Annotated in this window: 18 protein-coding genes and 1 tRNA gene; 10 read left to right on the top strand and 9 right to left on the bottom strand. The window is 73.7% G+C overall.

Translation table 11 applies throughout. The features are described from left to right. Positions 1-268: 268 nt before the first annotated feature. Complete coding sequence (locus tag AB0R04_RS16300; RefSeq protein ID WP_363371590.1) at positions 269-1081, top strand: phosphatase PAP2 family protein; 813 nt, start codon at positions 269-271, stop codon at positions 1079-1081. A gap of 94 nt (positions 1082-1175) precedes the next feature. Next, a complete protein-coding gene (locus AB0R04_RS16305; protein ID WP_363371592.1) occupies positions 1176-2048 on the top strand; it encodes a carbon-nitrogen hydrolase family protein in 873 nt (290 codons plus the stop codon). A gap of 68 nt (positions 2049-2116) precedes the next feature. Here the strand turns inward: AB0R04_RS16305 and AB0R04_RS16310 are convergent. Together AB0R04_RS16310 and AB0R04_RS16315 are read right to left on the bottom strand one after the other, a co-directional pair. Beyond that, positions 2117-2192, bottom strand: a tRNA-Arg gene (locus tag AB0R04_RS16310). A gap of 290 nt (positions 2193-2482) precedes the next feature. After that, positions 2483-3928 (bottom strand): hypothetical protein, encoded by a 1446-nt coding sequence (locus AB0R04_RS16315; protein WP_363371594.1) that lies wholly within the window; start codon positions 3926-3928, stop codon positions 2483-2485. A 769-nt stretch (positions 3929-4697) separates the two neighbouring features. Here AB0R04_RS16315 and AB0R04_RS16320 point away from each other — a divergent pair. Then, entirely contained in the window at positions 4698-6230 is a 1533-nt protein-coding gene (locus tag AB0R04_RS16320; protein WP_363371597.1) for a glycosyltransferase family 39 protein, read from the top strand. Positions 6231-6397: 167 nt separating this feature from the next. Here the strand turns inward: AB0R04_RS16320 and AB0R04_RS16325 are convergent, their stop codons facing one another. Then, positions 6398-8623, bottom strand: a complete 2226-nt coding sequence (locus tag AB0R04_RS16325; protein ID WP_363371599.1) for a hypothetical protein — start codon at positions 8621-8623, stop codon at positions 6398-6400. A 298-nt stretch (positions 8624-8921) separates the two neighbouring features. Here AB0R04_RS16325 and AB0R04_RS16330 point away from each other — a divergent pair, with 298 nt between their 5' ends. The 3 genes from AB0R04_RS16330 to AB0R04_RS16340 all read left to right on the top strand — a co-directional run bounded on the left by AB0R04_RS16330 (position 8922) and on the right by AB0R04_RS16340 (position 11400). Next, positions 8922-9665 carry a GPP34 family phosphoprotein gene (locus AB0R04_RS16330; protein WP_063348095.1) on the top strand — a complete coding sequence of 248 codons (744 nt, stop codon included), beginning with the start codon at positions 8922-8924 and terminating at the stop codon, positions 9663-9665. 665 nt (positions 9666-10330) lie between these two features. Further along, complete coding sequence (locus AB0R04_RS16335) at positions 10331-11191, top strand: helix-turn-helix transcriptional regulator (protein WP_063348096.1); 861 nt, start codon at positions 10331-10333, stop codon at positions 11189-11191. Then, positions 11191-11400 (top strand): DUF397 domain-containing protein, encoded by a 210-nt coding sequence (locus AB0R04_RS16340; protein ID WP_363371603.1) that lies wholly within the window; start codon positions 11191-11193, stop codon positions 11398-11400. The genes AB0R04_RS16335 and AB0R04_RS16340 overlap by 1 nt, the downstream gene beginning before the upstream one ends. 201 nt (positions 11401-11601) lie before the next feature. On the opposite strand, the gene AB0R04_RS16345 is transcribed toward AB0R04_RS16340, so the two are convergent. Together AB0R04_RS16345 and AB0R04_RS16350 are read right to left on the bottom strand one after the other, a co-directional pair. Continuing rightward, positions 11602-12717, bottom strand: coding sequence for an ADP-ribosylglycohydrolase family protein (locus tag AB0R04_RS16345; protein ID WP_363371605.1), 1116 nt, complete (start codon positions 12715-12717; stop codon positions 11602-11604). A 182-nt stretch (positions 12718-12899) separates the two neighbouring features. After that, positions 12900-15506 (bottom strand): bifunctional FO biosynthesis protein CofGH, encoded by a 2607-nt coding sequence (locus AB0R04_RS16350; RefSeq protein WP_363371608.1) that lies wholly within the window; start codon positions 15504-15506, stop codon positions 12900-12902. 182 nt (positions 15507-15688) lie between these two features. On the opposite strand from AB0R04_RS16350, the gene AB0R04_RS16355 reads away from it, so the two are divergent. Genes AB0R04_RS16355 through AB0R04_RS16365 form a run of 3 tightly spaced genes read left to right on the top strand, consistent with a single transcriptional unit; the run spans position 15689 to position 18989 of the window. Next, positions 15689-16978 (top strand): DUF2092 domain-containing protein, encoded by a 1290-nt coding sequence (locus AB0R04_RS16355; protein ID WP_363371610.1) that lies wholly within the window; start codon positions 15689-15691, stop codon positions 16976-16978. 3 nt (positions 16979-16981) lie between these two features. After that, positions 16982-18097, top strand: a complete 1116-nt coding sequence (locus AB0R04_RS16360) for an ABC transporter ATP-binding protein (protein WP_363371612.1) — start codon at positions 16982-16984, stop codon at positions 18095-18097. Continuing rightward, a complete protein-coding gene (locus AB0R04_RS16365; RefSeq protein WP_363371615.1) occupies positions 18084-18989 on the top strand; it encodes an ABC transporter permease in 906 nt (301 codons plus the stop codon). Before AB0R04_RS16360 ends, AB0R04_RS16365 begins: the two co-directional genes overlap by 14 nt. Positions 18990-19039: 50 nt before the next feature. On the opposite strand, the gene rarD is transcribed toward AB0R04_RS16365, so the two are convergent. Continuing rightward, complete coding sequence (gene rarD, locus AB0R04_RS16370) at positions 19040-20008, bottom strand: EamA family transporter RarD (RefSeq protein ID WP_363371617.1); 969 nt, start codon at positions 20006-20008, stop codon at positions 19040-19042. Positions 20009-20145: 137 nt separating this feature from the next. Then, on the bottom strand, positions 20146-20994 hold the full coding sequence (locus AB0R04_RS16375) for an SDR family oxidoreductase (protein ID WP_363371618.1): 849 nt from the start codon (positions 20992-20994) through the stop codon (positions 20146-20148). A 205-nt stretch (positions 20995-21199) separates the two neighbouring features. Between AB0R04_RS16375 and AB0R04_RS16380 the strand changes: the two genes are divergently transcribed. Then, a complete protein-coding gene (locus AB0R04_RS16380) occupies positions 21200-21541 on the top strand; it encodes a helix-turn-helix domain-containing protein (protein WP_363371772.1) in 342 nt (113 codons plus the stop codon). Here AB0R04_RS16380 and AB0R04_RS16385 read toward each other — a convergent pair. Both AB0R04_RS16385 and AB0R04_RS16390 read right to left on the bottom strand, forming a co-directional pair. Then, positions 21528-22295, bottom strand: a complete 768-nt coding sequence (locus tag AB0R04_RS16385) for a TetR/AcrR family transcriptional regulator (RefSeq protein ID WP_363371620.1) — start codon at positions 22293-22295, stop codon at positions 21528-21530. The two genes, AB0R04_RS16380 and AB0R04_RS16385, sit on opposite strands and share 14 nt — an antisense overlap. Positions 22296-22377: 82 nt before the next feature. Then, positions 22378-23373: an Lrp/AsnC family transcriptional regulator gene (locus AB0R04_RS16390; protein ID WP_363371622.1), complete on the bottom strand. Its 996-nt coding sequence runs from the start codon at positions 23371-23373 to the stop codon at positions 22378-22380. Positions 23374-23533 lie beyond the last annotated feature (160 nt).

Below are 23533 nucleotides of genomic sequence, written 5' to 3' on the forward strand. Positions count from 1 at the left end.
GAGTGACCGGTCGAGCACCTTCGGTGTCGTTTTCGCGACCGCTTTCGAGCACTTTCGTCACGCCCCGCACACGCGCGCGCCGCCCCACCGGCCGCTGTACAGGGTGAAACCCGCGAACGGGTACGCGCGTTCCCGCGCGCCCCCGCCTTCCGCCCCCGCCTTCCGCCGGCGCCCGCACCCCGGCACACGCAGGTTCTCCCCACAAACGATGCCGAATCGCTATCACCCGTGGTCCTGATCGGCCCGGGACACTGGGAAGGTGTCAGCCATGCACCTGACCAACAGCTCGACCACCGTCACTGCGCGTCACCGCCGCCTCTTTCGGGATTCGGCGCTCGCGGTGGTCTGTGCCGCGCTGTTCGGCCTCCTGGCCGCCCTGGTGACCCGGCACTGGCATCCGCTGGAACAGCTCGACCAGAGCTGGATCGGCGAACTGCACACCTTCGCCCGGCAGCACCGGATCTGGACCGCCTCGGTGCAGACGCTCTCCGACATCGGCGGCACGGTCACGATGCGCACCCTGCTCGGCATCGCGGCCGTCTGGCTGTGGCTGATCGGCGCCCGGGTCCTGGCCGGCTGGGTGGCCGCCCAGACCCTGGTCGGCTGGGGCGGCCAGTGGGCGCTGAAGCTGGCTGTCGGCCGCCAACGGCCCTCCTTCGCCGACCCGGTCTCGCACGCCGGCGGCCCGGCCTTCCCCTCCGGGCACGCCATGGCCTCGGCGATCACCTGCGCGGTGCTGGTCGGCCTGGTCTGGTACCGGGTCCGTCGACGCGGACGGATCGCCGCCTGCGCGGTGGCGGCGGCGACGGTACTGACCATCGGCTGGACCAGGATCGCCCTCGGGGTCCACTGGCCGAGCGACGTGGTCGCCGGCTGGCTGGCCGCCGGGTTCGTGCTGGGCGCCGTGACCGCCGTCGTCGAACTCTGGCGACCGGGCGCGCTGGCCCGCGACGTACGGCGGGTCAACTGGCGTACCCGGCCGAGGGTCCAGCGGATCACCGTGCCGTCGGTCCGGTCGCCGCGCGGCACCGACCCGCTGGGCGACGCCGCCACCGACCACCCGGACGAGGCCGTCCACTGAGACCACCGGCATCCGCGTGCGGTCGTCCGGGGCCGCCCAGGGCCGGTACAGGGTCGTCCGGGACTGCCCGAAGCCGTCCGCTAGCGTGACGGCCATGCCTCCCGACCCGGTCCCCGCCGTCGCCGTCCGTCACCCCGAGCGCCCACTGCGGCTCGCCACCGTCCAGGCCCAGGCCGTGGCCGGCGACATACCCGCCAACGCCGCCCAGGCCGCCGAGTTGGTCCGCGAGGCCGCCGCGGCCGGCGCCCGCCTGGTGCTGTTCGCCGAGAAGTTCCTCTCCGGCTACGAGCCCGAGCTGATCCGCACCGACCCGCTCAAGTGCGCCGTCCAGCCCGGCGATCCGCGCCTCGCGCCGATCGCCGAGGCCTGCCGCGCGACCGGCACCGCCGCGATCGTCGGCGCCGCCGCGCAGGTGGGCGACGAGCTGCGGGTCTCCGCCTTCGTCCTCGGCCCGGACGGCGGCCTCGTCACCCGCTACGACAAGCAGCACCTGTTCAAGGCCGAACGCGGCTACTACCGCCCCGGGGCGGCCGGTTGCACCCTGGAGCTGGACGGCTGGCGGCTCGGCCTCGGCGTCTGCTACGACTCGGGCTTCCCCGAGCACGCCCGCGCCGCCGCGCTCGACGGCTGCCACGCCTACCTGGTCGGCGCGCTGTTCAGCGTCGGCCACGGCCACCACGAGTCCCGCACCTGGTTCCCCGCCCGCGCGCTCGACAACACCCTCTACACGGTGCTCGCCAACCACATCGGCCACACCGGCGGTTGGCACACCTGCGGTGGCAGCGCGGTGTGGGCCCCGGACGGCCGGCTGCTCGCCGAGGCGGGCGAGGACCGGCGCGAACTCGTCGTCGTCGACCTCGACCCGGCCGTCCTGCGCGCCGCCCGGGAGAGCGAGACCATGCTCGCCGACCTGGCCGCCGCCAACGCCCGCCCGACTGCCCCGCGCGCGCTCTTCGCCCTGGCCTGAGCCGGGCCCGGCCCGGGAAACGCCGCAGGCCCCCGCCCTGGTGGGCGGGGGCCTGCGGCCACGCGTGGTGGTGCCCCAGGCAGGATTCGAACCTGCGACACCGGCTTTAGGAGAGCCGTGCTCTATCCCCTGAGCTACTGAGGCGAGGATCCGCCGGGGAGCGACTGCATCCCGTAAGCGGATCCGGGGCGGCCGGCCCGAGGGCAAGCCGCTACCGGCTCAGTGTAGCGGGTCGGGCGGCGCCCGGACGGCGGCTTCGCGATCTTGCCGATGGCGGGCCCGGGCGTGCCGCCCTCAGGGCTGCGACGGGGCGTCGGGGCGGGCGGTGACGGCTGCTCGCCGGGCCGGGGGCGGTGCTCGGCTGCGACAAGGGGGCCGACCCACCGCGGCGGGGCAGCGGTGGGCCGGCGGGTGGAACCGGCGGGCGGGGGCGGTCAGTTGTAGGTGCCGCCGATGGAGACGGCGTAGTGGTTGCCGCTCACGCCGTTCAGCTGGATCGGGGCCGCCGGGTCCCAGCTGCCGGAGCCGTCACGGATGGTGTGCATGATCCGGTCGTCGTTGGTGATGAAGACGGCCTGGAACTCGCCGTCGATGTTGGCCGCGCTGACCCGGTTGGCGTTGAACGAGCCGATCACGGGGGCGAGCTCGGCGAACGGCTGCCACGTGCCGTTGCCGTAGCGGATGCCGTGGAACTGCTGGCCGTTGTTGTTCACCACGACGATCTGCGCGTCGGTGCCGGTGCCGGCGACCGCCACGTCCTGCGCGGGGCCGATGTTCCCGGCGGCGTCGTAGGCGTTGCCCCAACCCGACCAGGAGCCGCTGACGGCGCGGATGGCGTGGTAGACCGTGCCGCCCGAGACCGTCACGACCTGGAGTTCGCCGTTGACGCTCGCGACCGAGGCGCTGGTCACGGCGCCGCCCGCCGGGGTGATGTCGCCGAACCGCAGCCAGGTGCCGTTCGCGAGCCGGGCGGTGTGGAAGAGCTTGCCGTCGGCGACGGCGACGACGTGCAGGTCACCGCCGATCGAGACCGCGGAGACCTTGGTGACGTTGCCCAGCTTGTTGGTCTGCGGGCCGATGTCGGTGAAGCGGTCCCAGTTGCCGTCGGAGTGACGGATGGTGTGGTAAATGTTCCCGTCGCCGCCGACGGCGAGCACGTGGGTGTCGCCGTTGATGCCGGCGTCCGCGATGGACTGGACGCCGCCGATGTCGCCCGCGGCGCTCTCCACGTTCCCGAAGCCGGTCCAGCTCCCGTTGGAGGAACGGGTGGTGTGGAAGACGTTGCCGCCGCCGTTCACCACGACCTGGGCGCCCCAGCCCACGGGCGTCTGCTTCGGCGGCAGCGGGGCGCTGTCGACGGTCCTGTCGTAGCGGAAGGGCTTGAAGCCGCCGCTGATCAGGGAGCTGCGCGAGTAGTTGATCTTGCGGGCGGCCAGGCCCGGCCGCGGCTCCTCGTAGACCACGGCGGTGTTGTGACTGCCGTCGGTCCAGCCGGCGAACAGCACGACGTGCGTGCTGATGTTGTCGATCATGTCGCCGGGCTGCAGGTCGTCGAGGCTGCCGAGCTGGGTGGAGATGTCGTCGAGGGTGGAGGTGACCCGGCTGGAGCCGAGGTGCCAGGCCATCGAGACCAGGCCGGAGCAGTCCTGCCGGTAGGAGCCGTTGCTGTCGCTGTGCCACAGGCTCTGGCTGTACGGCACCGCCTGGTCGACCCAGTTCTGGGCCCGGGCGATGATCTCGGAGCGGCTGATCGAGCCGTTGACGGACGAGGTGCCGACGGCCTGCGCCGGTGCGGTCAGCGAGACGGTGGAGACGACCGCGCCGAGGGCGAGGGCCCCGGCGAGGGCGACGTTGGCGAGCTTCGAACGGTTGGCGGACATGGCGGACCTCCGGACGTGGTGGACGGGGTTGGCGGGTGGGCCCGGCTTCGAGGTGCCCGGGGCCCGACGGTGACGGGCGGCTCACGCGGCGCGCGGATTCCGGTCGGCTGCCCTGCGGGAGCAGCCGGTCTGGCGGCGGTTCGACGCGCTGGTGCGGGGCGCCGGGGTGCGGCGCTCGGCGAGGCCGGGGTGCGGCGCTCGGATCTGCCTGCCCCGGGAGCGGGCCCGGCGGGACGGCCGCCCCGCAGGAGCAGCCGGTCGGTGGGGCCCGGCGAGGCCGGGGCGAGGTGGTGGGGCCGTCAGCCCCGGGCCGGGTCGCGGGGCGACCGCGGCAGCGGCCGGCTGGACAGGACCTAAGGGGCGGCCGCAGCGGCAGCCCGGCCGGCGACGGCGAGGATGGCGACCGCGGCGGCCTCGGTCATGACGGTGCGGAGCATGACGGTGTCCTCTCCTGCTGCGACGTGAGGGTGGGATCCGGTGGTCGCGTCCCGCGGTGACGCGCTCTCCGGTGCCGCCCGGAGCGGTGCTCCCTGGCGGCGGTCACCAGCTTCGTCGCAGCTCAACGGCGGTGGAAGGGACTTCGACTGGACGGAAGTGGCCCTGGACCGTTCCGGCCAGGAGCGGTCGGGGCCGCGCCGGGACCGGGTCGGGGCCGGGTCGGGGCCGGGTCGGGGTGCGGGTGCCGACGAGGGGTCAGGGCGGGTCAAGTAGCCTGCCGGAAATGTGTTCGACCGCCTTGCCGCGCCGTGCGAAGGAGACGAAGGACCCGATGAGACCTGCTGGGCACCCGGTGGTGCGACTGCTGGGGCAGGTGTGGGTGTGGCCCGCGGTGGTGATGCTGGCGGTGGGCGGGTACCGGCTGGGGGCGCCGGAGCTGTGGCGGGACGAGATGGCGACCTGGACGGTGGCCACCCGGTCGTTGGGCGACCTGCTCCGGCTGCTCCAGCACGTGGACGCCAGCAACGGGGCGTACTACCTGCTGATGCACGGCTGGACGGCGGTGTTCGGCGACTCCGTGGTGGCGCTGCGAATACCCTCCGTGCTGGCGATGGCGGGGGCGGCCGCGTTCGTGGCGCTGACCGCCGAGCGGCTGTTCGGCAACCGGGTGGCGGCGGTCGGTGCGGGGCTGCTGTTCGCGGTGCCGCCGGAGGTGTCGCGGTACGCGCAGGAGGCGCGCGCGTACGCGCTGGTGACCTTCGCGATCGCGGCGGCCACCTGGTTCCTGGTGCGGGCGCTGGAGCGGCCGACGTGGCGGCGGTGGGCGCCGTACTGCGCGGCGATGGCGGTGGCCGGCGCCGGGCACCTGATCTCGTTCAGCACGGTGGCCGGGCAGGCCGTGCTGGTGCTGCTGCACCTGTGGCGCACGCGCGGGGCGGCGGAGCGGCGGCTGCTGTGGCAGTACCCGGTGGCGGTGGGGGTGGCGGCGGTGCCGGTGCTGCCGGTGGTGCTGCTGGGCAGCCGGCAGTCGGACCGGCAGCTGGGCTGGATCGAGAAGCCGAACCTCGGGGGCCTGGTGCACTTCGGCCAGCACCTGTTCGGCTCGCACACGGTGTTCTACGCCTTCGTGCTGCTGGCGCTGCCGGTGCTGCTGCTGCCGGGCCGGCGGGTGCAGGCCGGGCAGGCGCTGCTGCTCGCGGGGCTGCCGGTGGTGGGCGTGTGGGTGGTGTCGCAGGGCGGCACCTCGTACTTCATCGAGCGGTACCTGCTGTTCACGGTGCCCGCGTGGGCGGTGCTGGCCGGGGGCGGGGTCGGCGCGGTGTACGGCGTCGCGGCGGCCTGGGCGAAACGTTTCCGTGCTCCGGGACCGGCCAGGGCGGCGGTGGGACTGCTGGCGCTGGGACTGCTCGCCGTCCCGGCCGTGGCGGCGCTGCCGAAGCAGCCCGCGGTGCGCTACGTGGGCTCGCACAACGGGTCGGAGGAGCCGTTCCGGGCGGCGGCCGGGGTGATCGCCGCGGGCTACCGGTCCGGGGACGGGATGGCGGCCCCGCTGGGCAACCAGGCCTGGGCGATGGTGTGGCCGGGCGTCAGCTACTACCTGCCGTCGGACGTCCACCCGTACCCGGTGTTCGTCGCGCAGAGCGCCGACGACGCGGAGGAGCTGTCGCCGACGCCGTGCCCGCAGCCGGAGGCCTGCCTGGGGCAGGCGGCGCGGATCTGGCTGCTGGTCCTCGGGGACACCGAGGACCCGCTGACCACCATGCCGGAGGACCAGGCGCAGGCTCTCCGCACGCAGTACGGGGCGCCCGACCAGGTCACGCCGCTCGGCGGGTTCACGGTCGCGCTGCTCGACCGCGACAACTGACGAGCGGGACCCGGAACACGCGGCGACTGACGGGACGGACCCGGAGCACGCGACAACTGACGAGCGGGACCCGGAACACGCGACAACTGACGAGCACCACCCGGAGCGCGCGGGAACACGACGGAGGGGGAGCCGGGCGAACCGGCTCCCCCTCCGTCGTCGCGGTCTCAGAGCGTGCGGACCAGTCGGGACTGGATGGACGGCGGGTTCAGGTCGGACTGGAGGGCCACCGGGACCTCCGTCTTGTCGTCGCCCGCGCCCACCCGCAGCAGGCCGACCTCCTGGCCGGCCTTCGCGGTGTGGCCGAGCTTGGCCGCGTCCAGGGTGACCGTGCCGGTGATGCCCGGGAAGCCGGCCACCACGAGGTCCTTGGTCGCGACGACCTGGACCTTGCCGCCGAGGCCGTCGTCCACGGTACCGACGACGTCGCCCTTCTTCACCACGGTCTGGCCGGTCAGGCCGCCCTGCGCGGCCTGGATCTGCTTGCCGCTGACCTTGAGCACGGTCGGCAGGATGCCGTCACCGGGGTTGGGCGAGGTGGCCTGCTGGCCCAGGGTGACGCCGATGATCAGCCGCTTCACACCGCCGATCTCCTTGTAGGCGGCCCACATCAGGCAGCCGCCGGCCGGGGTGCTGGAGCCGGTCTTGACGCCGATGACCCCGGTCTTCGGGTTGATCAAGTTGTTGGTGTTGGAGATCTTCGCGTTGTTGAGGTTGGTCTCCGGGGTGGAGACGATCTGCCGGAAGATCTCGTCCTGCATGACCTGCTCGGCCAGCTTCAGCTGGTCCTTGGCGGTGGACTTGGTGTCCGCGAGGAAGCCCGCCGGGTCGGCGTAGGTGGTGTTGGTCATGCCGAACTTGGCCGACGTCTCGTTCATCAGCTTGACGAACGCTTCCTCGGAGCCGGAGTGGAAGCGGGCGAGCAGCCGGGCCACGTTGTTGGCCGAGGGCAGCATCAGCAGTTCCAGCGCCTGGTACTCGGTGAGCACCTGGCCCTCGGTGAGGGTGACCCGGGACTCGTCGACGTTGCCGGACTCCTGCGCGGCCTGCTTGTCCACGGTGATCTTCGGGCCGCTCTCCCCCTTCTTCAGCGGGAACTTCTGCAGGATCAGGTAGGCGTTCATCACCTTGGTGACGCTGGCGATCGCGGACGGCGTCTCCTGCCCGGAGCTGCCGAGGCTGCCGACGCCGACCACCTCGGCGGCGGACTGGCCCTTGGCCGGCCAGGCGAGGTCGAGCGGGTCGCCGGCGAAGCTGAAGCTGCCCGCGGCGGACATCCGCACCTTGGCGTCCGGCAGCGGGCGCAGCAGCTGGGCCACCACCGCCGCACCGAGCACCACGGCGAGGAAGGCCGTCCAGATGGTGATCCGCTTGAGCGCGCGGCGCAGCGGCGAGACCGGGCGCGCGTTGAGGGTCGCCAGGACCTCCATCGCCTCGGCGGTGTTCTCCGGCGCGGGCGGCGGCTCCGGCAGGGGCAGCGGCTCGGGCTTCGGCAGTGGCGGGACGGGCGGCACCGGCCGCGGGTCGGGGGTGGGCAGCGGCTCGGGGGCCGGGGCGGGGCCGGGCACGGGGGCGGGGGCCGGCTTCGGCAGCGGCTCCGGACCGGGCTGCGGCTCGGGTTCGGGGAGGGGCTTGGGCGCCGGGTGCGGCTCGGGCACCGGCTCCGGGAGGGGGGACGGCTCGGGCACCGGGGTCGGTGCCGGGGGCTCCGGCACGGTGCCGGAGGCGGAGGCGGAGGCCATGGCGGCGCGCGGAAGCCTGGGGTCCTCCGGCGCCTCGGGCTTGGCCGGCTCGACTGCCGCCTCGTCCGGTTCGTCGCTCTCGGGCGCGGCGGACGCGGCGGCCTCGGCGGCCCCGGCGGGCGCGGCGGCCCCGGGCGTGTCGCCCTCGGAGGCGGCCTTCTCGCCGGCCTCCCCCGCCCCCTTCTCCGCGTCCTTCCCCGCACTCCCCGCCACAGCTCCCACGCCCGCCGCAGCCGTCCGCATCGTGAGACGCGGGTCGGTTCCGGCCGGACGCCCGGCCGCCTTCTCCTCGCCGCCGGCGGCCGTCACGGCCTCCGCCTCTCCGGCCTCACCCTCGGAACTTCCGTCACCGGCGGGCTTGGTCAGCTCCTCGGGCAGTCGCAGCGCGGTGGTCGCACTGTCCACCGGCAGCCGCAGCATCGTGGTCTTGCTGTCCACATCCCGGACACGGAGCTGTACGGTCGAGCCGCGCTTGGCCCCCGCCGCCGGCGCGTCGCCGGGGCCGGTCTCGGCCTCCCGGGTGCCGTTCGGGTTGCCGTCCGGAGCACCGTCCGGGTCCGGGCCCGCGCCGGCGGCCGTCCCGGTCCGCTCGCGTTCGCGCTCCTGCGCCCGCTCGCCGTCCCTCAGCACCCTGTCGGGGGACTCGCCCACGTATCCCAGCCTCCTCAACGCCCGGCGGGGCACCGGCAGACCCGATTTCGGGAAGCCGACGCCCCGCCCCGTGTACCTGTACAGTCTCCGCCACCGCCGGCCGATCCGGCTGCGCACACCCCGCCCGACCGGCGCTTATTGCCGTCGCACGGGCGTACTGCGGTCTGTTCACCGGTCAGACGCCGGGCCCGCCGCCCCTGGTTCCCCGCCTCCACCGCAAGGTCACGATTCGGAGGCGTACTCGACAAGCCCGTGTGAGAGGCGTCACCCTGTCTCTCATCCACGCGGGGAGGCTTGGATGGGCAAGAGCCGCAGAACTGTTCCCGAGGAACTCTTGCTGCTCGCTTTGGACCCGACCACGGGTACCACGGCGCAGCCGCAGACCCTCGACCTCGGACTCGCCGGGGCCCAGCTCGTCGAGCTGTCCCTGGCCGGACGGATCGTACCGGAGGGAGACCGGATCGCTGTCGTGCTCGCACGGCCGACCGGCGACCCGACCTTGGACCACGCACTGGAACTGCTGCGCCGACGCGGCAGTCCGGTCCGCGCGGCGCACTGGATCGGCGGGCCCCGGCTGGGGCTGCGGCAGACCTACCTGGCGCACCTGGAGCGCTGCGGCATGGTCACGGCCGTGCCGGGCCAGGTGTGCGGGGTGCTGCCGACGACCCGTTATCAGGCGTCGGACGACTGCACCAACGCCGCGATCAAACAGCGGCTGGACACCGCCATCCGCACCGGCGTGCCGCCGGACCCGCGGACGGCCGCACTGGCGGCCCTGGCCCATTCCGTGGGCCTGGGCAAGCACCTGTATCCGGGCAACGAGGGCCGGTCCTCGCGGTCGCGGCTGCGCGACCTGATCCGGTACGACCCGCTGGGCGGGATGGTCGCGCACGCCGTGATGGACGTGCAGAACGGCCTGCCGGCGCAGCAGAACCGTTCTTCCCAGGGTTCCGGGGCCGGGACCGGCGCCGGGCGTTCCGGCGCCCGCGCGGCCGGCCGGGGCTCCGGTCGGGTCGCCGCCTCACGGGTCGGCGTCCGCTGACCGGGACCGCCCGGGCGCACGGGACGCCGCACCGATCGCCGTACGGCCTGCGCGGCACGTGCGGCACGTGCGGCCCGCACGGCCCGTACGGCCCGTGACAGCGGGCACGACGGGGCGCCACACGCACGACGGCGCAACGGGGCACCACGGGCAGGACGGGCAGGACGGGCACCACGGGCCCGGCGACACCCCCGACGGCGCGCGCCGCCCCGTTCACGCCGCCCGACGGCGCTGAGCAACGGCGCTGAACGACCCGACGCACCACCGAAGCAGCACCCGCACCACCAGGAGCACGGAGGGGCGGTCGCCCCGCGACGGAAGTCGCCCGGCGACCGCCCCTCTGCCGTCCCCGAAGGCCCTCCGAGGCCCGTCCGGGGAGCCCGGCGGTCCTGCCTTCGCACGTGCCACTGGCACCTGCGCCGCCGGGGAGCACATCCTTAGCCCGTACCGGTTCGAGCCGCTGAGCCGCATTACCACTCGAAGGCCCTCGCCGTCTCGCAGAAGTGCTTTTCCGACGATCTGTTCTACTGCGCTGCTGTGATTCCCTGACGCCGACGTGGCCCAAGGTGACATGCTGCTCCAAGTCAGGGGGGTTGGTCCCAATGTCCGAAGTGTTCCGAGGGCTGCCGATCCAACGATCACCAGAGGTCCGGCCGGAGGTCGATGTGTCGACGAGCATCAATCCCACCGTGCGCCGTCGGCGCCTGGGCTCGGAGCTGCGAAAACTCCGCGAGGGCCTCGGGATGACGGCGGAGGAGGTGGCGGGCCGGCTGATGGTCTCCCAGTCGAAGATCAGCCGACTGGAGAACGGCCGCCGCAGCATCAGCCAGCGCGACGTGCGCGACCTCTGCGACGTCTATCTCGTGAACGACGAGCAGATGCGCGCCAGCCTCATGGAGATGGCCAAGGAGTCGCGCCAGCGCGGCTGGTGGCACGACTTCAACGACATGCCGACCCCGTACAGCGTCTACATCGGGCTGGAGGCCGAGGCCTCCTCGATCCGCGCGTACGAATCCTCCTTCGTCCCGGGCCTGTTGCAGACCGAGCAGTACGCGCAGGCCGTCGTGGAGGGCACCCAGCCGGACACCGACGCGCTCGCCGTGCAGCGCCGGGTGCAGGTCCGGATGAAGCGCCAGGACCGCATCCGGGGTGAGAACCAGCTCGGCAGCCTGTGGACCGTCATAGACGAGGCGGTGCTGCGCCGCGAGGTCGGCAGTCGCGAGGTGATGGCCGAGCAGCTCAAGCACATGATGGAGCTGAGCCAGCACCCGAACATCACCATCCAGGTGATCCCGTTCTCGGCCGGGGCCCACCCCGGTATGACCGGGACATTCTCCCTGCTGGAGTTCCCCGAGTCAGCCGATTCCACGGTTGTCTACTTCGAAGGGGTGACGAGCGATCTCTACCTGGAGAAGGAGGCGGACGTGCGCCGCTATACCGGTCTGTACGACTACCTGCGTGCGGCGGCACTCGGCGTGGCGGAGAGCCGGACACTGATAGCTGAGATTGAAGAGGGATACCACTGATGAGCACCACCTCCGAGCACGGAACCCGCTGGCGGAAGAGCAGCCACAGCGGAGGAAACGGAGCCTGCGTGGAGATCGCCACGCCGGCCACGGGGGCGGTGGCGGTACGGGACTCCAAGGACCCTCAGGGACCTCAGCTGCGCTTCTCCGCCGAGGCCTGGACCGCGTTCGCGAGTGCTGCGGCCACCGGAATGTTCGGCCGCCACTGACCTTGCGGCGGCGGCCACCGACCCGGCCCCGCGCCCCCGGTACGAATCCGAGCTCGGACCAGTTGCCCGTAGCAGTGGCCGTCACCCTCGCCGGCGGCCGACGCTACGGGCAACTGTCGTTCCCGCCCGAACTTCGCTTCCCGCCGAACTTTTCCTCCCGAACCGCCTTTCCGCCCGAACTTCGCTTCCCGCCCGGACCGTTCAGCGCACCACCGGGTACCGCTCGGACCAGGTCAGCCCCTCCGGGGTGCGCGGATCGTGCAGTTCGGTGCCGTGCATCAGCTCCAGCACGAAGTCGTCGGCGAGTTCGAGGATGGCGCCCCGCCCCTCCAGCCCGGCCACCAGCCCCGACGGCAGCGCGGTGTCGCCGTGCAGCACCCCGAGCAGGCTCCCGCAGACCGCGCCGGTGGAGTCGCTGTCCCCGGAGTGGTTGACGGCGAGCAGCAGGCCCGAGCGCACGTCGTGCGCGACCAGCGCGCAGTAGACCCCGATCGCCAGCGCCTCCTCGGCGACCCAGCCCTCCCCCAGCGCCTCCACCCGGTCGGCGGACGGCTCACCGGCCCGGACCGCGTCCAGCGCGGCCCGCAGCGCGGCGGTGGTCTCCTCGTGCGCCTGCCGCTCGGAGAGCAGCGCCAGGGCGAGGTGGACGCCCTCCTCCAGGGTGCCGCCGCGGGCCACGCTCTGGACGATCACCGCGAGTGCGCCCGCCGCGAGGTAGCCGGTGGGGTGGCCGTGGGTGAGCACCGCGCACTCCACCGCGAGTTGGAAGACCAGGCCCGGCTCCCAGCTGGTGAGCAGGCCGAACGGCGCCGCCCGCACGACCGTGCCGCAGGCCTTGGAGTGCGGGTTCTTGGGCCGCTCCACGGTGCCGAGGTACTCGGCGTCGGCCCCGGTCAGGGCGGACAGGCAGCCCTGGCCGGGGGCGCGCTGGGCGTACAGCCACTCCTCGCGGCCGAGCCAGCCGAGGTCGGGGCGGCGCTCGTCGGGGCCCCAGTCGCGCTGGGTGGCGGCCCAGCGCAGGTAGGCCAGGTGCAGGTCGGTGGGCGGGTGCCAGCTGCCGGTGTCGCGCCGGATGTGGGCGCGGATCAGGCCGTCGACGGTGAACAGGGTGAGCTGGGTGTCGTCGGTGACGGCGCCGGTGCGCCCGTACGCGGGGACGTAGCCGGTGACGCCCTGCGGGCCGTGCTGGGCCCGGATCTTCTCCAGCTGCTCGAACTCGACGCCGGCGCCGAGCGCGTCGCCGATGGCACCGCCGAGCAGACAGCCCCGCACCCGGCTGCGGAAGTCCTGCTGCTGGGCGCGTGACCACAGTGGCATCACGACGGGGCGCCTTTCCTCGGGGCAGGGGGCTGCGCGACGCACGGCCGCGGCGCGCGCCCTGGCACTGTATTCGAAGACCCGAGCGAATCAAGGGCGTCCCTCGTGCTCCGGTTTCCCGGCCCAGCTGCCGCCCGTACGGTGGCAGCTGGGCCGGGGGAACCGGCAGGCCGGGGCCGGGATCAGTCCAGGACCGGCAGCAGCTCCGGCAGGTGCCCGTCCGAGGCCAGCGCCGCGGCCCGGCGCTCGGCCGACACCTCGCCGTAGGTGGTGGTGCGCTGGCGGTGCGGGCGGCCCGCCGCCTCGGCGATCGCCTGGAGGTCGCGCACCGACTTGTAACTCCCGTACGCCGAGCCGGCCATCCGCGAGATGGTCTCCTCCATCAGCGTGCCGCCCAGGTCGTTGGCGCCCGAGCGGAGCATCTCGGCGGCGCCCTCCGCGCCCAGCTTGACCCAGCTGGTCTGGATGTTGGGGATGTGCGGGTGCAGCAGCAGCCGGGCCATCGCGATCACCGCGCGGTTGTCCCGGGCGGTCGGGCCGGGCCGGGCGATGCCGGCCAGGTAGACCGGCGCGTTGGTGTGGATGAACGGCAGGGTCACGAACTCGGTGAAGCCGCCGGTGCCGTTGGTCTCCAGGGAGCGCTGCTGGATCTCGGCGAGCAGCCGCAGGTGCCCGAGCCAGTGCTTCGGGGTGTCCACGTGCCCGTACATCATGGTGGACGAGGAGCGGATGCCCAGTTCGTGCGCGGTGGTGACCACTTCGACCCAGGTGGCGGCCGGCAGCTTGCCCTTGGTGAGCACCCAGCGGACCTCGTCGTCCAGGATCTCGGCCGCCGTGCCCGGGATGCTGTCCAGGCCGTTCTCCTTGGCCCGCTGGAGCCAGTCGCGGATGGACAGCCCGGTGCGGGTCGCGCCGTTGACCACCTCCATCGGCGAGAAGGCGTGCACGTGGATGCCGGGCACCCGCTCCTTCACCGCGCGGGCGATGTCGAAGTAGGCGGTGCCGGGCAGGTCCGGGTGGATGCCGCCCTGCATGCAGACCTCGGTGGCGCCCACCTCCCAGGCCTGCGCGGCCCGGTCGGCGACCTGCTCCAGCGACAGGGTGTAGGCGTCGGCGTCGGTGCGGCGCTGGGCGAACGCGCAGAAGCGGCAGCCGGTGTAGCAGACGTTGGTGAAGTTGATGTTCCGGGTGACGCAGTAGGTGACGTCCTCCCCGACGGCGTCCCGGCGGACGTCGTCGGCGATCCGGCAGAGCGCGTCCAGGGCCGGGCCGTCGGCGTGGAACAGCGCCAGCGCCTGGTCGTCGGTGAGCCGCGTCGGGTCGTCGGCGGCCACCGCCAGCGCCTCGCGCAGGTCGCCGACCAGCCGCTCGGGCGCGCCCTCGGCGAGCACCTGCTCGCGCAGCACCTCCCAGTCGCCGTAGACGTCCTCGAAGTCGGCCCGGCGGTCGCCGGTGCGGCCCTCGGTGTCGATGGTGGCGTGCAGGTCGGTCCGCCCGTACGAGACGGGCAGGTCCTCGGGCTCCTGCCAGGGCAGGCCGCGGACCACCGCGTCCGGGTTCGCCAGCCCGGTCTCCGGGTCGGCGAGGGCGCGCACGTGCGGCAGCACCCGCGGGTCCAGCCAGGGCTCGCCGCGCCGCACGTACTCGGGGTAGACGGCGAGGCGTTCGCGCAGTTCGAAGCCGGCGGCCGCGGAGCGCTCGGCGAGCCGCTCGATCTGCGGCCACGGGCGTTCGGGGTTGACGTGGTCGGGGGTGAGCGGGGAGACGCCGCCCCAGTCGTCGACGCCGGCCGCGATCAGCCGCCCGTACTCGCCGTCCACCAGGTTCGGCGGCGCTTGCAGGCAGGCCGCCGGGCCCATCACGTGCCGGGCCACCGCCACGGTGGCGACCAGCTCGTCCAGTTCGGCGTCGGGCATGCCGCGCATCGCCGTGTCCGGCTTGGCGCGGAAGTTCTGCAGGATCAGCTCCTGGACGCCGTGGTAGGCCCGGGAGACCTTGCGCAGCGCGAACAGCGACTCCGCGCGCTCCTGGTACGTCTCGCCGATGCCGATCAGCAGGCCGCTGGTGAAGGGGACGGAGCTGCGCCCGGCGTCCTCCAGCACCCGCAGCCGGACGGCCGGCTCCTTGTCCGGCGAGCCGAAGTGCGGGCCGCCGGGCTCGCTCCACAGCCGGGTGGCGGTGGTCTCCAGCATCATGCCCATGGAGGCGGAGACGGGCTTGAGCCGCTGGAAGTCCGTCCAGCCGAGCACCCCGGGGTTGAGGTGCGGGAGCAGGCCGGTCTCCTCCAGGATGCGGATCGACATCGCCCGCACGTAGGCGATGGTGTCGTCGTACCCGTGCGCGTCGAGCCACTCGCGGGCCTCGGGCCAGCGGTCCTCGGGCTTGTCGCCGAGGGTGATCAGGGCTTCCTTGCAGCCGAGTTCGGCCCCGCGCCGGGCGACGTCCAGCACCTCGTCGGGGGACATGAACATCCCGTGGCCGGCCCGGCGCAGTTTGCCGGGGACGGTGACGAAGGTGCAGTAGTGGCACTTGTCGCGGCAGAGCCGGGTGAGCGGGATGAAGACGCTCTTGGAGTAGGTGATGACGCCGGGCCGCCCGGCCGCCGCCAGCCCCGCGTCGCGGACCCGGGCGGCGCTCGCACACAGGTCGTTCAGGTCCTCGCCTCTGGCCTGGAGCAGCACCGCGGTCTCGGTGACGTCCAGGGCGACGCCGTCCCGGGCGCGGCGCAGGGCGCGCCGCATCGCGTTAGCGGTCGGGGGGTTGCTTGCGTCCATGGCGGTTCCGTCCATGGCGCGACCCTACGCCAGGTCTCGTACGTTCGGAGTAGCCAACCCTGAGGGCGTCTCAGGGTCGATGTACCCGTGAGGTTTACCCCGAACTGGACCCGCAGGGCGATGACGGGGGCGGGGTGCGGGCCTCTAATGGAAGGGCACAGCCAATCGCTCGTGTTCGTAGAGGAGTTGAGGACGCCATGACCAATGACACGGCGGCGGGGGACAACGTGGACGGCGGCGTGCCGTACCGCTCACGGCGGCGCATGCTGGTGCGGGCCGGGGTGCCGCTGACGGTGGCCGCGGTGATCGCCGCCGGGGTCGGGCTGGTGCCCGCACTGGCGGCCGACGCCCCGCCCGAACTTCCCTCGCTGACGCCGGAGCAGCTGGTGGCCAAGGTGCTCGGCTCCGACGCGCAGAGCCTCTCCGGCACGGTGTCCGTCTCCACCGACCTCGGCCTGCCCAGCCAGCTGCTGGGCGCCGCGGCCGGCGGGCTCGGCGCGGCGGCCGGGCGCGGCGGCGGCCAGGGATCCTCCTCGGCCGACCCGCAGGCCAAGCTGCTCGGCCTGCTCGGCGGCGACCAGACGCTGCGGGTCGCGGTGGACGGCCCGGACCGCCAGCGGGTCGACCTGCTGGAGGACATGGCCGGCTACACCGTCGTCCACAACGGCGACCAGGCCTGGGCCTGGGACAGTTCGACCAACACCGCCGTGCGCCTGACCGGCCAGGCGGCCGCCCAGCACCCCGACACCGCCGGCAAGCACGCCGGGGCGCCGCTGACCGGGGTGCCGACGACCCCGCAGGAGGCCGCCCGGCAGTTCCTGACCGCGAGCGCGGACACCACGTCGGTCACCGTGGCCGGCACCGCCAACGTGGCCGGGCAGAAGGCGTACCAGCTGAGCGTCAAGCCCGCGCAGTCCGGTTCGACCGTCGCCGAGGTCCGGATCGCGGTCGCCGCCGACAACGGGGTGCCGCTCTCGGTGGTGGTCAAGGGCGTCGACGGTTCCACCGTGCTGGACGTCCACTTCACCGACGTGTCCTTCGCCAAGCCGGCCGCCAAGACCTTCGACTTCACCGTGCCCAAGGGCGCCAAGGTGACGGAGCACAAGGCCGACGAGGGCGCCAAGGGTGAGGTGCCGCAGGGTTTCGCGCCCAAGGGTTCCGCGCCCGAGGGCAAGGCCGGTCGGGACGCCTCGGGCCAGGAGCACGGCGGCGTGAACGTGATCGGCGAGGGCTGGACGACCGTGGTCTCGGCGCAGCTGCCCGGCGGCGCCGTCGACGTGCCGCAGGACGGCGGCAAGGGCGGCAAGCACGGCGGCCGGGGCGCGGCCCTGAACCCGCAGGCGCTGGTGAAGTCGCTCGGCAAGCCGGTCGGCGGCGGCACGCTGATCAGCACCAAGGTGGTGAACGTCCTGGTCACCGACGACGGCCGGGTGTTCGCCGGCGCGGTGACCCTGCCGGTGCTCCAGCACGCCGCCGGGGTGAACTGACGGATGACGAAGGCTCCCGTAACGGGGGACGTTACGGAGTCGGCCGAGGGTCCGGGCGCCGAGCAGCGCCCGGGCCCCGCGCCTTCCACCTCCTCCTCCCCCTCCTCCCCCGGCCCCCTCTCCTCCCCTGGTTCCCCCGGTTCCTCCGGCTCCTCCCGGCCCGACGACGTGATCAGGACCCGCGGCCTGACCAAGCGCTTCCGGGGCGGCCAGCTCGCCGTGGACGGCCTGGACCTGAGCGTGCCGCGCGGCTCCGTCTTCGGCTTCCTCGGCCCGAACGGCTCCGGCAAGACCACCACCATCCGGATGCTGATGGGCCTGATCGCCCCCACCTCCGGCGTGGCCACCGTCCTCGGCGAGCCGATGCCGCAGTCCGTCGCCTCCGTGCTGCCCCGGGTGGGCGCGCTGATCGAGGGCCCGGCGCTGTACGGCTTCCTCTCCGGGCGGGACAACCTGGTGCGGTTCGACGCCGCCGACCCGACCGCCGACCCTCGTACCCGGCGCCTGCGCGTCGAGACGGCATTGGAACGGGTCGGGCTGAGCGCCGCGGCGGCCAAGAAGGCCCGCGCGTACTCGCTGGGCATGAAGCAGCGGCTCGGCCTGGCGTCGGCGCTGCTCCAGCCGCGCGAGCTGCTGGTGCTGGACGAGCCCACCAACGGGCTGGACCCGCAGGGCATGCGCGAGATCCGGGCGCTGGTGCGGGAGGTCGCGGCGGAGGGGACCACGGTGTTCCTCTCCTCGCACCTGCTGGACGAGATCGAGCAGGTCTGCACGCACGCGGCGGTGATGTCCCGGGGCCGGCTGGTGGTGCAGGGCACCGTCGCCGAACTGGCCGCCCGGGCGCAGGGCCGGCTGGTGGTCCGCACGCCGGACGTGGCGCACGCCGTGGAGGTGCTGGCGGCCCACCGGGTCGGCTCCCTGCTGCCCGGCGACGGGCGGGTGGACGGCGATCTCGCCGCGCTCGGCGCGCTCGGCTCCCCGGTCGAGGAGGCGCTGCCGAAGCTGTGCGCGGCGCTGGTCGAGGCCGGGGTGCGGGTGCACGGGTTCGGGCTGGAGCGGGGCACGTTGGAGGACGCCTTCGTGGCGCTGACCGGGGAGGGCTTCGATGTCGCAGGCTGAGCTGTCGCGGGCTGAGATGTCACAGGCCGGGGCGCTGCCGGTCCGGACCGGGCGGAGGCCGCAGACGGCGGCCGGGTTCCTGGCGCTGTTCCGCAACGAACTGCACCTGACCTTCCGCCGGATGCGCACCAAGGTGCTGCTGGGGATCCTGGCGGTGCTGCCGATCCTGATCGGCGTGGTCGTCAAGCTCAACACGGGCAGCCCGCACGAGGGCCGCGGCGGGGTGAACTTCATCGCGCAGACCACCCAGAACGGCCTGTTCCTGGTCTTCACCGCCCTCGCGGTCGCGCTGCCGGTGTTCCTGCCGATGACGGTCGGCGTGGTCGCCGGGGACTCGGTCGCCGGCGAGGCGGCCACCGGGACGCTGCGCTACCTGCTGGTCGCGCCGGCCGGGCGCACCAGGCTGCTGGCCGCCAAGTTCACCGCCGGGCTGGTGTTCTGCCTGGCCGCGACCGTGGCGGTCGCGGCGGCGGCGCTGGCCACCGGCGCCGCGCTGTTCCCGCTCGGCGAGGTGACGCTGATCTCCGGCGACACCATCGGCTTCGGCGACGCGCTGCTGCGGGCGGTGCTCGTGGCCGGGGTGGTGGCGGCCTCGCTGGCGGGGCTGGTGGCGATCGGGCTGTTCGTCTCCACGCTCACCGGCAGCGGCATCGCGGCGATGGCCGCGACCGTCGGGCTGGTGGTCACCGTGCAGATCCTGGACGCCTTCCCGCAGTTGGACGCCGTCAGGCCGTTTCTGTTCACCCATTACTGGCTCAGCTTCGCGGACCTCCTGCGCCAGCCGATGTACTGGGACGGCGTGTGGAAGGACCTCGGCCTCCAGGCCGCCTACGTCGCCGTGTTCGGCGCGGCGGCCTGGTCCCGCTTCACCAGCCGGGACATCAGCGTCTGACCGCCGCGTCGGCGGGGGCGGATCAGAAGGGGCGGATCGGCGGGGGCGGATCAGCGCCTGACGGCCGCCTTGGCGGGGGCGGGTTGCGGCACGGCCGCGGCCCGCCCCGCGCGGTCGGCCCGCACCTGGCGCAGCGCGTCCCAGGTGAGCACCGCGAGCGCCAGCCAGACCAGGCCGAAGCCGGCCCAGCGGGCGGGCGGCATCGACTCGTGGAACACCGCCACGCCGATCAGGAACTGGAACACCGGCGCCAGGTACTGCAGCAGCCCGAGCACGGTCAGCGGCACCCGCACGGCCGCCGCGCCGAAGAACAGCAGCGGGATCGCGGTGATCACCCCGCTGAGCAGCAGCAGCCCGGAGTGCCCCCAGCCGTACGAGCCGGCCACCGTGTGGCCGAAGGTGCCGCGCCCGCTGACCTCCAGGTAGATCAGGTAGCCGAGCGCGAACGGGAACATGAAGGCGCTCTCCGCCGCCAGGCTCTCCAGCCCGCTCAGCCCGACCTTCTTCTTCAGCAGCCCGTACGTGGCGAAGGAGAGCGCCAGGGTGAGCGCGATCCACGGCAGCCGCCCGTACGCGACGCTGAGCACCGCGACGGCGGCCGCGCCGACGCCGACCGCCGCCCACTGCGCCGTCCGCAGCCGCTCCTTGAGCACCAGGACGCCGAAGCCGATGGTGACCAGCGGGTTGATGAAGTAGCCGAGGCTGGTCTCGACGACGTGCCCGGCGTTGACGCCCCAGATGTAGACGCCCCAGTTGATCGAGATCACCGCGGCCGCGCCGGCCAGCATGGCGAGCCGGCGGGGCTGGCGCAGCAGCGGGCGTATCCAGCTCCAGTGCCGCTGGGCGATCAGCAGCAGCACCACGGCGACCAGGGACCAGACCATCCGGTTGGCCAGGATGTCGTCGGCGGCGCCGGGCTCCAGCAGTGGCCAGAACAGGGGGAAGAGGCCCCAGATGCCGTAGGCCGCGACGCCGTACCAGAGGCCTCGGCCGCTGTCCTGCTGGGTTGTCTGTGGCATGGCCGCCTGCCCTCCGCGCGCGTGTGTCGAGGTGACGGTAGCTGGCGGAGGGGCAGGCTGTCATCTCCGTTTCCGCATTTTGGTCATGACATCGCTGACCTCGGGAAACGCGGGGCTCAAAGCGAGCTCCAAGCGCCTCAGGCCTGGAGCGCGGCGCGCACCGACTCGGCCAGCGGGACGGTCGGGCGGCCGATCAGCCCGGCCAGGTCGCCCGGGGTGCCGGCCAGCTCGCCGCGGGCGATGCCCGCGTCCACGTCCACCAGCACCTCGGCGAAGCCCTCCGGCAGGCCCGCGCCGACCAGCGCCGCGAGGTGCTCCGCCGGCGCCACGTCCTGGTGCGCGACCGGCTGCCCGGAGACCAGCGCCAGCTCGGCCGCCAGCTCCGCCAGGCTCCACGCGGCGTCGCCGCTCAGCTCGTACACCCGGCCCTCGTGGCCCTCGCCGAGGAGGACGGCGACCGCCGCGTCCGCGTAGTCCTTGCGCGGGGCGGTGGCCACCCGGCCGTCCCCGGCGCTGCCGAGCACCACGCCGCGCGCGACCGTGCCGGCCGCGTCGCCCAGGTAGTTCTCGGTGTACCAGCCGTTGCGCAGCAGGACGGACGGCAGGCCGGATGCGCGGATCAGCTCCTCCGTCGCCTTGTGCTCGTCGGCCAGCCGGAAGGTCGCCGCGCCCGGCGCGCTGGTGTAGGCGAACAGCGCGACGCCGGCCGCACGGACCGCGTCGACCACCGCGCGGTGCTGCGGGATCCGGCGGCCGACCTCGCTGCCCGAGATCAGCAGCACCCGGTCGCCGGCCGCGAAGGCGCCGGCCAGGGTCGCCGGGTCGTCGTAGTCGACCACGCGGACGGCCACCCCGCGCGCGGCCAGGTCGGCGGCCTTCTCGGCGGAGCGGACGGCGACCGCCACCTCGCTCGCGGGGACGGCGGCCAGCAGGCCTTCGACGACGAGACGGCCGAGCTGGCCGGTGGCACCGGTGACGACGTACATGGGGATGCTCCTCGGGTGGGTTTGTGCCTCGATGGGGTTCCTGCCTCGAAACTCACCCTAGGGACTGCACTAACCTTTCGAAAGTACGCACTTCAAAGTATGGTACTGACATGAAGGTAATGGCAGGACAGTCATGAAGACCCTGGAGGAAGGCCGCCCGGCCGTCCCGGTGCGCGAGCTGCCGCCGGCCGACGTGTTCGACCGCATGTGCCCGTCCCGGGGCGTGCTGGAGCACGTCACCAGCCGCTGGGGCGTCCTCGTGCTCGGCGCGCTGCGCGAGCGCGGCTACCGCTTCAGCGAACTGCGCCGCCGGGTCTCCGGCGTCAGCGAGAAGATGCTCGCGCAGACCCTGCAGACGCTGGAACGCGACGGCTTCGTGCACCGCGAGGCCCACCCGGTGATCCCGCCCCGGGTCGACTACAGCCTCACCCCGCTCGGCCGGGAGGCCGCCGAACTGGTCGCCGCCCTCGCGCACTGGTCCGAGCAGCGGGTCCCCGCCGTCGAGGCCGCCCGCGCGGAGTACGACGCCCGGCTTAGCGTTCGCTGATCAGGGCCGCCAGCCCGTCCAGCACGCGGGCCAGGCCGAAGGCGTACGCGTGGTCCGGGTCGTACGCGCCGCCGTGCGCCTCGCCGGCGGCAGCGCCCACCCGGGCCGCGACCGGGTAGCGCTCGGCGTCGAAGACCTTGGCGAGCAGCTCGGCGTTGGCGGCCCACCACTGCGCGTCGGTCATCGCGCTGTCCTGCCGGGCGGCGCGCTCGTCGGCGGCCATCCGGGCGCAGGTCTGGACGAAGCCCAGCAGGTGGGTGAGCGCCGCGTCCAGCTCGACGTCGGGCAGGCCGGTGCCCTCGAAGGCGCGCAGCTCGTACTCGTACTTGGCCATCAGGCCCGGGCCGAGCGGCGGGCGGCTGGTGGGGACCGCCGAGACCCACGGGTGGGCGCGGTGCAGCGCCCGGTTGTCGTCGGCGACGGCGGTGACCCTGGCCCGCCAGCCGTCGTCGGCGGGGGCGCTGCGCGGCGTCGTCGCGTAGACGGTGTCCAGCATCAGGTCGAGCAGTTCGGCCTTGCCGGGGACGTAGGTGTACAGCGCCATCGGGGACAGCCCCAGCTCCTGCGCCACCCGGCGCATGGTGACGGCGTCCACGCCCTCGGCGTCGGCCAGGGCGATGGCCACGGCGGCGATCTCGCCGGTCGACCGGGCCTGCCGCGGGCCGCGCCGGCCGGGCTTCTCCTCGGCGGTCAGCCCCCAGAGCAGGGCGAGGGTGCGCGCCGGATCTCCTGCGCTGCTGCGGTCCGTGGCCATGGGGGGATCTTTTCACGGCCCCGCCGACAGCTCGACGGCCCGACGGCCGGTCGCTCAGCGGTCCGGCGGCCCGGTGCCGGCGTCATACGAGCGCCGGGTGGATCAGCCGCCCGTGGTGGACGAGCGAGGCGGACTGCTTGAGCCGGTTCACCCGGACGCTGATCTCGTAGCCGCGGATGCCCTCGACGTGGGCCAGGCGGCCGGTGAGGTAACGGTAGAAGTCGGGGGTGTCCCGGCAGGCGACCACGGCCATCAGGTTGTGGCGTCCGCTGATCGCGGCGACGAACGCGCATTCGTGGTGGCCGCCGACCTCCTCGCCGACCTGGTGCAGCCGCGGTAGGTCGACCTGCAGCCACAGGGTGGCGTTGAGCCGGTAGCCGAGGCGCTCGGCCAGGGTGTCGACGTCGTACGTGAGCGAGCCGGCTGCCTCCAGTGCCTCCAGGCGACGGGCGACCCGGGGCTTGGACCAGCCGGTGACCTCGGCCAGGTGGGTATGGGTGGCCCGGCCGTCCTCGGCGAGCGCGCGCAGCAGCGGCAGGTCCTGTTCGCCCAGGGGCGTCGACGAGGCCACTGCCGGGATGGGGTGGCCGGAGGTCAGCCGCCGCACCTGTTCGGGGGTGAGCGAGGCGTCGGGGTCGGTCCAGGGCGCGGTTCCGGGACCGCCGTAGATACGCACGACCAGGTCGACGTTCACGTCCAGGACCGCGCCCGCTCGCGGCAGCTGGCGCAGCAGCAGGTCGTCATGGTCGGTTCCGGCGGGGGACCGGATGATGCAGATGATCTCCGAGCCGCCGGAGGCGATGCCGACGTACGCCACCTCGGACCGGCGGGCCAGTGACTGGGCCAGCGGTGCCACCGCATCAGGTCGGCAGCGCAGCCGGACGATCCACTCCGCCTGGCCGTCGGCGTTCAGGTTGCCCAGTCCGACGACGCGCAGCAGGCCGTCCCGCCGCAGGGCGGCGTAGCGGCGCGCCACAGTCTGTTCGGACACGCCGATGACCTCCCCGAGCCGCCGGAACGAGACCCGGGGCGCGCACTGCAAACCGTGGATGATTTTGCGGTCCAGATCATCAGCCATGGAGGAATGGTCCCATCGCCAGACGCCCAGGCGGAGGTTCCGGGACGCTTGGTGGGATCGACCGCGGGTTTCGGGCGCTTCGGGGAGAAGCTGATCGGCGGCTCCACGGGCGGCCGCCGTCGGCCGTCGCCCCCGGGAGCGGGCGCACGCTCCCGGCGGC

Source organism: Kitasatospora sp. NPDC056731 (assembly GCF_040687675.1).
GTDB lineage: Bacteria > Actinomycetota > Actinomycetes > Streptomycetales > Streptomycetaceae > Kitasatospora.

Bases quoted from the DNA above. Each gene is read 5' to 3' on its own strand.
- AB0R04_RS16340 (WP_363371603.1), top strand. From the start codon at position 11,191: ATGAGCACCACCTCCGAGCACGGAACCCGCTGGCGGAAGAGCAGCCAC.
- AB0R04_RS16300 (WP_363371590.1), top strand. From the start codon at position 269: ATGCACCTGACCAACAGCTCGACCACCGTCACTGCGCGTCACCGCCGC.
- AB0R04_RS16320 (WP_363371597.1), top strand. From the start codon at position 4,698: ATGAGACCTGCTGGGCACCCGGTGGTGCGACTGCTGGGGCAGGTGTGG.
- AB0R04_RS16350 (WP_363371608.1), bottom strand. From the start codon at position 15,506: ATGGACGGAACCGCCATGGACGCAAGCAACCCCCCGACCGCTAACGCG.
- AB0R04_RS16380 (WP_363371772.1), top strand. From the start codon at position 21,200: ATGTGCCCGTCCCGGGGCGTGCTGGAGCACGTCACCAGCCGCTGGGGC.
- AB0R04_RS16365 (WP_363371615.1), top strand. From the start codon at position 18,084: ATGTCGCAGGCTGAGCTGTCGCGGGCTGAGATGTCACAGGCCGGGGCG.
- AB0R04_RS16390 (WP_363371622.1), bottom strand. From the start codon at position 23,373: ATGGCTGATGATCTGGACCGCAAAATCATCCACGGTTTGCAGTGCGCG.
- AB0R04_RS16375 (WP_363371618.1), bottom strand. From the start codon at position 20,994: ATGTACGTCGTCACCGGTGCCACCGGCCAGCTCGGCCGTCTCGTCGTC.
- AB0R04_RS16345 (WP_363371605.1), bottom strand. From the start codon at position 12,717: ATGCCACTGTGGTCACGCGCCCAGCAGCAGGACTTCCGCAGCCGGGTG.
- AB0R04_RS16315 (WP_363371594.1), bottom strand. From the start codon at position 3,928: ATGTCCGCCAACCGTTCGAAGCTCGCCAACGTCGCCCTCGCCGGGGCC.
- AB0R04_RS16305 (WP_363371592.1), top strand. From the start codon at position 1,176: ATGCCTCCCGACCCGGTCCCCGCCGTCGCCGTCCGTCACCCCGAGCGC.
- rarD (WP_363371617.1), bottom strand. From the start codon at position 20,008: ATGCCACAGACAACCCAGCAGGACAGCGGCCGAGGCCTCTGGTACGGC.
- AB0R04_RS16330 (WP_063348095.1), top strand. From the start codon at position 8,922: ATGGGCAAGAGCCGCAGAACTGTTCCCGAGGAACTCTTGCTGCTCGCT.
- AB0R04_RS16385 (WP_363371620.1), bottom strand. From the start codon at position 22,295: ATGGCCACGGACCGCAGCAGCGCAGGAGATCCGGCGCGCACCCTCGCC.
- AB0R04_RS16355 (WP_363371610.1), top strand. From the start codon at position 15,689: ATGACCAATGACACGGCGGCGGGGGACAACGTGGACGGCGGCGTGCCG.
- AB0R04_RS16360 (WP_363371612.1), top strand. From the start codon at position 16,982: ATGACGAAGGCTCCCGTAACGGGGGACGTTACGGAGTCGGCCGAGGGT.